9 protein-coding genes are annotated in these 5893 nt (G+C 59.0%); all 9 read left to right on the top strand.

Annotation, left to right across the window (positions count from 1 at the left end; translation table 11 throughout):
* A partial coding sequence (locus ENN40_08975) for a F0F1 ATP synthase subunit beta (protein HDP95475.1) occupies positions 1 to 570 on the top strand: 570 nt, incomplete at its 5' end.
* Between the two features lie 14 nt (positions 571 to 584).
* Positions 585 to 974 carry a F0F1 ATP synthase subunit epsilon gene (locus ENN40_08970; protein ID HDP95474.1) on the top strand — a complete coding sequence of 130 codons (390 nt, stop codon included), beginning with the start codon at positions 585 to 587 and terminating at the stop codon, positions 972 to 974.
* On the top strand, positions 967 to 1299 hold the full coding sequence (locus ENN40_08965) for a F0F1 ATP synthase subunit (protein ID HDP95473.1): 333 nt from the start codon (positions 967 to 969) through the stop codon (positions 1297 to 1299). Before ENN40_08970 ends, ENN40_08965 begins: the two co-directional genes overlap by 8 nt.
* Positions 1292 to 1606: an ATP synthase subunit I gene (locus ENN40_08960; GenBank protein HDP95472.1), complete on the top strand. Its 315-nt coding sequence runs from the start codon at positions 1292 to 1294 to the stop codon at positions 1604 to 1606. The genes ENN40_08965 and ENN40_08960 overlap by 8 nt, the downstream gene beginning before the upstream one ends.
* A complete protein-coding gene (locus tag ENN40_08955) occupies positions 1596 to 2291 on the top strand; it encodes a F0F1 ATP synthase subunit A (GenBank protein ID HDP95471.1) in 696 nt (231 codons plus the stop codon). The genes ENN40_08960 and ENN40_08955 overlap by 11 nt, the downstream gene beginning before the upstream one ends.
* Before the next feature lie 31 nt (positions 2292 to 2322).
* Entirely contained in the window at positions 2323 to 2604 is a 282-nt protein-coding gene (locus ENN40_08950) for a F0F1 ATP synthase subunit C (protein ID HDP95470.1), read from the top strand.
* 3 nt (positions 2605 to 2607) lie between these two features.
* Positions 2608 to 3417, top strand: coding sequence for a F0F1 ATP synthase subunit B (locus ENN40_08945; protein ID HDP95469.1), 810 nt, complete (start codon positions 2608 to 2610; stop codon positions 3415 to 3417).
* Positions 3414 to 5081: an alternate F1F0 ATPase, F1 subunit alpha gene (locus ENN40_08940; GenBank protein HDP95468.1), complete on the top strand. Its 1668-nt coding sequence runs from the start codon at positions 3414 to 3416 to the stop codon at positions 5079 to 5081. The genes ENN40_08945 and ENN40_08940 overlap by 4 nt, the downstream gene beginning before the upstream one ends.
* Positions 5078 to 5893: F0F1 ATP synthase subunit gamma (locus ENN40_08935; GenBank protein HDP95467.1), on the top strand; the 816-nt coding region annotated here is incomplete at its 3' end. The genes ENN40_08940 and ENN40_08935, both read left to right, overlap by 4 nt.

Genomic DNA, 5893 nt, shown 5'->3' with positions numbered 1-5893 from the left:
ATCGCCAACACGGACAGCGGCGCCATCACCTCTATTCAGGCCGTTTATGTTCCGGCGGATGATTTCACCGATCCGGCGGCGGTGCACACCTTTTCGCACCTCTCCGCCTCGATCGTGCTTTCGCGCAAACTGGCAAGCGAAGGTCTCTATCCGGCCATCGACCCCATGCAGTCCAACTCCAAAATGGCCACACCCGGTGTTGTCGGCAAGCGCCATTACGAGCTCGCGCGCGAAATACGCAAAACGCTGGCGCAATACGCGGACCTTAAAGACATTATCGCCATGCTCGGGCTGGAGCAGCTTTCGGCCGAAGACCGTAACGTGGTGGCCCGGGCCCGTCGCCTGGAACGTTTCCTGACCCAGCCTTTTTTTACCACCGAGCAGTTCACCGGCCTGGAGGGCAAGCTGGTCAGCCTGGAGGACGCCCTGGACGGTTGTGAACGAATCCTGCGCGATGAATTCAAGGACTATCCCGAAAGCGCGCTCTACATGATCGGCACCGTGGATGAGGCGAAACGCAAGGCCGGGGAAAAACCCCGCACACAGCCGGCAAATGGAGATGGAGCATGAACCGGCGGGCGGGTATGGACCTGAAGATTCTGTTGCCCTTTCAGGTTTTTGTTGAGAAAAGCGGTGTGTCGCGGATTGTGGCCGAGACCCCGGAAGGTTTCTTCGGGATCATGCCGCGCCGGCTCGATTGCGTGGCCGCCCTAGAGCCGGGAATCCTGGTTTACGAAATCAAAGGTGAAGAAGAGCAATACGTCGCGGTTGATGAAGGAGTCTTGATCAAGTCCGGACTGAACGTGTATGTTTCAGTGCGCAATGCGGTTGCCGGCCGGGATCTTGGGCGCCTGCGTGAAACGGTGGAAAAAGAGTTCCGTGTCTTGAATGAACGTGAGCAAAGCATCCGTTCGGTTTCGGCAAAAATGGAAAGCGGCCTGATTCGCCGCCTGGCGGAATTTCAACATGAGTGACGAACCCGGAAAAAACGACACCAAACCGGCCTTCAGTGAAGAGGTGGGCGTCAAGGCGGCCCGCAAACTGCGCGCCCAGCGGCATGTCAACCGCACCGTCTGGTTCGGCCTGGGCATGATGGGACTGATCGGCTGGTCGGTGGCGATTCCGACATTGCTGGGCGCAATGCTGGGCATCTGGCTGGACAGCCGGTATCAGGGGAGTCATTCCTGGACGTTGATGTTGCTGGTGCTGGGTCTGGCAGTGGGTTGCCTGAACGCGTGGCACTGGGTGACCCGTGAAGATCGGGCCATGCGCGAGGAACAGGAGGAAAACGATGACTGATGCGCTGACACTGGCGGCGGCATTGGCGGCGGGAATCGCAATCGGGATGATCTTTTTCGGCGGCCTGTGGTGGACGGTTAAAAAAGGAGTTTCGGCCGGGCGCCCGGCACTCTGGTTCGGCGGCAGCCTGGTTGTGCGCATGGGTGTTGCCGTGGCCGGATTTTACTTTGTATTCGACGGCGATTGGCAGCGGTTGCTGGCATGTACGGTTGGTTTTCTGGTTGCGCGCATTATTGTAATCCGGCTGACCGGCACCATGAGTGAAAGCGCTGATTCTTCAGAAAAGCAGGCAGACCATGCGACTTAGTCCCGACGAGATCATTTTCTGGCAATTCGGGTTTATCAAAATCAACGCCACCATCGTGTTTACCTGGGCATTGATGCTGGTGCTGACCATTGCGTCAAAACTCATCACCCGCAGGTTCTCCACGGGCATGAAGCGCTCGCGCTGGCAGAACCTGCTCGAAATCGTTGTTACCCTGATCGAAAAGCAGATCAAAGAGGTCGGCCTGGACCAGCCGCGAAAATACATGGACTTCCTGGGTACGCTTTTTCTGTTTATCGCCGCCGCCAGCATCTGCACCGTGATTCCCGGTTACCAGCCTCCCACCGGCTCGTTCTCGACCACGACCGCGCTGGCGCTGTGCGTGTTTGTGGCCGTGCCCCTGTTCGGCATCGAGGAAAAGGGGGTGGGCAGCTACCTGAAATCGTACGTAAAACCGACTTTCATCATGCTGCCGTTCAACATCATCAGCGAGCTTTCACGCACGCTTGCCCTGGCCGTGCGCCTGTTCGGCAACATGATGAGCGGGGCGATGATCATAGGCATCCTGCTTACGATTACACCGCTTTTTTTCCCGATCGTTATGTCCGCGCTCGGGCTGCTCACCGGCATGGTCCAGGCCTATATCTTTTTTATCCTGGCCACGGTGTATATCGCGGCCGCAACGCGTGCCGGCGGTTCCGAGGCGGAGCCCGACACCGCGAGTTAGCTCGCAAATACAGGAGAACACAGGAGATACGATGGATACCATGACAATCATCGCGGTGGCATCAATTGTCACCGCCGGCATCACCACCGCGTTCGGCACCATGGCCCCGGCACTGGGCGAGGGCAAGGCCGTTTCCCAGGCGTTGAGTTCGTTGGCGCGACAGCCGGACGCCTCCGCCACCATCACCCGCACGCTGTTTGTCGGCCTGGCCATGATCGAGTCCACGGCCATTTACTGCTTCGTGGTTTCAATGATTCTCATTTTCGCCAACCCGTTCTGGAGCAACGCACTCAGCCAGGCAGCGGGAAAGTAGGCCATGATTATCGACTGGTTCACCGTCGTCGCTCAGGTCGTCAACTTTCTTGTGCTGGTGTGGTTGTTGAGGCGCTTTCTCTACAAACCCATCCTGAGCGCCATCGACGCCCGGGAAAAGCGCATTGCAAAGGAGTTGGCCGACGCCGACGCTGAAATGGTTGAAGCCCGCAAAGAGCGCAGCGAGTTCCGGCAAAAGAACGAAGAATTGGACCAACAGCGTGACGCGCTCATGGAACAGGCGAAAGCGGAGGCGCAGGCTGAACGCCGGCGGCTGCTGGACGAAGCGCGCAAAGCAGCCGAGGAATTGCATGCCAAGCGACAGGAATTACTGAAAGCCGAAGCCGAAAACCTGAACCAGGCCCTGAGCAGCCGTATCCGGCATGAAGTGTTTGCCATTGCGCGCAAGACATTGCGGGATCTTGCCGGGGCGAGCCTGGAAGAACGCCTGAACGAGGTATTGACCCGCCGCTTGCGAGACCTGGACGGCAAAGAAAAAGAGGCTTTGGCCGCGGCCTTGCAATCGGCATCTGAGCCCGCGCGCGTGCGCAGCGCTTTTGAATTGCAGCCGGAGCAGCGCAAATCGATTCAATCCGCGCTGAATGAAACTTTCGGGCTTGAAGTACCCGTCCGCTTCGAGACCGAACCCGAACTGGTCAGCGGTATTGAACTCGTCACCAACGGACATAAGGTGGCATGGAGCATAGCCGATTATCTTTCTTCGCTGGAAACGGCCGTGGCGGAAATCATTAACGAGAAAGAAACCCCAAGGCCGGAGAATGGTGGGCGGAAAGCCGAAACGGAAAAGGCATGAGCAAGGAACCGCAAAGCCTGAAAAACCTTTTCGAACAGACGTTTACCGGCATCAGCCGTGCGCGGGAACAGTTCGCCCCGCAATTGGCGCCGCACGAAGTCGGTACCGTCATCAGCGTATCCACGGGAATCGCGCGCGTATCCGGACTTCCCAACGTGGGTTTTGAAGAACTGCTGGAGTTTCCCGGCGGGATTTTTGGTATTGCGTTCAACGTGGACGAAAATGACATCGGCGTGGTGCTGCTGGGCGAACACCGGCACCTGCACGCGGGCGATGAAGTCAAGCGCACGGGCCGGGTCATGGACGTGGCCGTGGGTGAAGGTTTGATCGGCCGGGTCATGGATCCGCTGGGTCGACCGCTGGACGGCAACGGCAGGTTGCGTTTCACCAAGCGACTACCCATTGAACGCACTGCGGCGGCCATTATGGACCGCGAACCCGTCAACGTGCCGCTCCAGACCGGAATCAAGGTCATTGACGCGCTGATCCCCATCGGACGCGGCCAGCGGGAACTGATCCTGGGTGATCGCCAGACGGGAAAGAGCGTGATCGCGATCGATACCATCCTCAATCAGCAGGAACAGGATGTCGTGTGCGTGTATTGCGCCATCGGCCAGCGCGCCGCCGCCGTGGCCAAGGCCGTGGCGGTTTTAGAGGAAAAGGGGGCCATGGCCTATACGGTCGTGGTCGTAACCGAGGGCAACGACCCTCCCGGCCTGGCCTATATCGCCCCTTACGCGGCCACCAGCATCGCCGAGTACTTCATGGAGCAGGGGCGGGATGTGCTTATCGTGTACGATGACCTCACCCATCATGCCCGGGCCTATCGTGAACTTTCCTTGCTGCTGCGCCGGCCGCCCGGGCGTGAAGCCTATCCCGGAGACATTTTTTACATCCATTCGCGGCTGCTTGAGCGCGCCACCCACCTGCGCAAGGAATTGGGCGGCGGTTCAATGACCGCCCTGCCCATTATCGAGACCGAAGCGCAAAACATCTCCGCTTATATCCCCACAAACCTGATCTCCATCACCGATGGCCAGATCTACCTTTCACCCTCTTTGTTTGAACTGGGCGTGCTGCCGGCGGTTGATGTGGGCAAGTCCGTGTCGCGCGTGGGCGGTAAGGCCCAGCGCGCGGCTTTCCGCGCGGTGGCGGGCGACCTCAAACTGGCCTACGCCCAGTTTGAAGAACTGGAAACATTCGCCCGCTTCGGTGCTCACCTGGACAGTGATACCCGCGAGGTGATCGAACATGGCCGGCGCATCCGGGCCTGCCTGAAACAGCCGGAGTTTTCCCCGGTTCCCGTCAGTGAGCAAATCATCGTCTTGTTGGCCTTGACCGCCGGGTTACTGGAGGGAGTGCCCCCTGAGCGGATCGGGGAAGCTGAGCACGTGTTGCGCGCGGCCGCAAAAGAGATTCCGGCGCAGGTGCGGGAACGGCTGGATACCGGGAAAGAACTGAGCAGCGAAGACCGTGAAATCATCATGGAAATCGCACGCGATGCCTTGACGCGGGTTCAAGTCGATTCAGGGGAAAACTCCAAATCTGCGGTTGAATCCGCCAAAAGTGAGCCCGGCCAGGATCGAAAGGAATTAACCCCGCACCAGAAAGCGGAGCCGGAAAGTAACCCGGAGCCGGAACCGCTAAATTCGGGGGATACATGAGTGACACGTTGGCGAGCCTGCGGCGCAAAATCGGGGGCGCCAAGGATCTTCTATCCGTTGTCGGCGCCATGAAAGCCCTGGCCGCTTCGAACATCAGCCATTACGAGGAGGCGGTTCGCGCCCTGGCCGACTACTATCGCGCGGTTCAGTTGGGGTTGAGCGTTTGTTTCCGTGATCTCGATTCCGGGATGCCGGAACCAGAAGAAAACAAACAGATCTCCGCCGGCGCCATGGGCGTGGTCGTGTTCGGATCGGACCAGGGCCTGGTGGGCCGGTTCAACGACATTGTGGTTGCATACGCCGCTGAAAAACTCGAACTTCGGCCCCGTGACCTCGAGGTATGGGCCGTTGGTGAGCGGGTGCATGCGCGCCTGCAGGACGCGGGTTTTCAGCCCGCGAAACTCTTTTCCGTGCCGAACTCGGTTGAGGGTATTACCCCGTTGATCGGTCAGATTCTCCTGGAGAGCGAGTCGTTGCGTGAACGGGACGAAAACGCCGAGTTGCGCCTGTTTTTTAACCGTCACGAATCCGGAGGCCATTATTCTCCGGGCAGTCAACGCCTGCTGCCCCTTGATGTACACTGGCAGCGTGAAGCGGCCGCACTTGCCTGGCCGACAAAAAATCTGCCCGAAATCATAGACGGCGGTGAAACCACCCTGCGGGCGCTGATTCGTGAATACCTTTTTGTTTCGCTTTTCCGCGCCTGCGCCGAATCCCTCGCCTCCGAGAACGCCAGCCGGCTGGCGGCAATGCAACGCGCCGAGAAAAACATCGACGAACTGCTGGAAAACCTGAATCGCTCGTTTCATCGT

The sequence above is a fragment of the Candidatus Aminicenantes bacterium genome, assembly GCA_011049425.1.
Classification (GTDB): Bacteria; Acidobacteriota; Aminicenantia; order UBA2199; family UBA2199; genus UBA876.
The sequence above is the reverse complement of the archived record's forward strand: the minus strand, read 5'-3'. Positions and strand labels throughout refer to the sequence as shown.

Bases quoted from the DNA above. Each gene is read 5' to 3' on its own strand.
- ENN40_08970 (HDP95474.1), top strand. From the start codon at position 585: ATGGACCTGAAGATTCTGTTGCCCTTTCAGGTTTTTGTTGAGAAAAGC.
- ENN40_08965 (HDP95473.1), top strand. From the start codon at position 967: ATGAGTGACGAACCCGGAAAAAACGACACCAAACCGGCCTTCAGTGAA.
- ENN40_08960 (HDP95472.1), top strand. From the start codon at position 1,292: ATGACTGATGCGCTGACACTGGCGGCGGCATTGGCGGCGGGAATCGCA.
- ENN40_08955 (HDP95471.1), top strand. From the start codon at position 1,596: ATGCGACTTAGTCCCGACGAGATCATTTTCTGGCAATTCGGGTTTATC.
- ENN40_08950 (HDP95470.1), top strand. From the start codon at position 2,323: ATGGATACCATGACAATCATCGCGGTGGCATCAATTGTCACCGCCGGC.
- ENN40_08945 (HDP95469.1), top strand. From the start codon at position 2,608: ATGATTATCGACTGGTTCACCGTCGTCGCTCAGGTCGTCAACTTTCTT.
- ENN40_08940 (HDP95468.1), top strand. From the start codon at position 3,414: ATGAGCAAGGAACCGCAAAGCCTGAAAAACCTTTTCGAACAGACGTTT.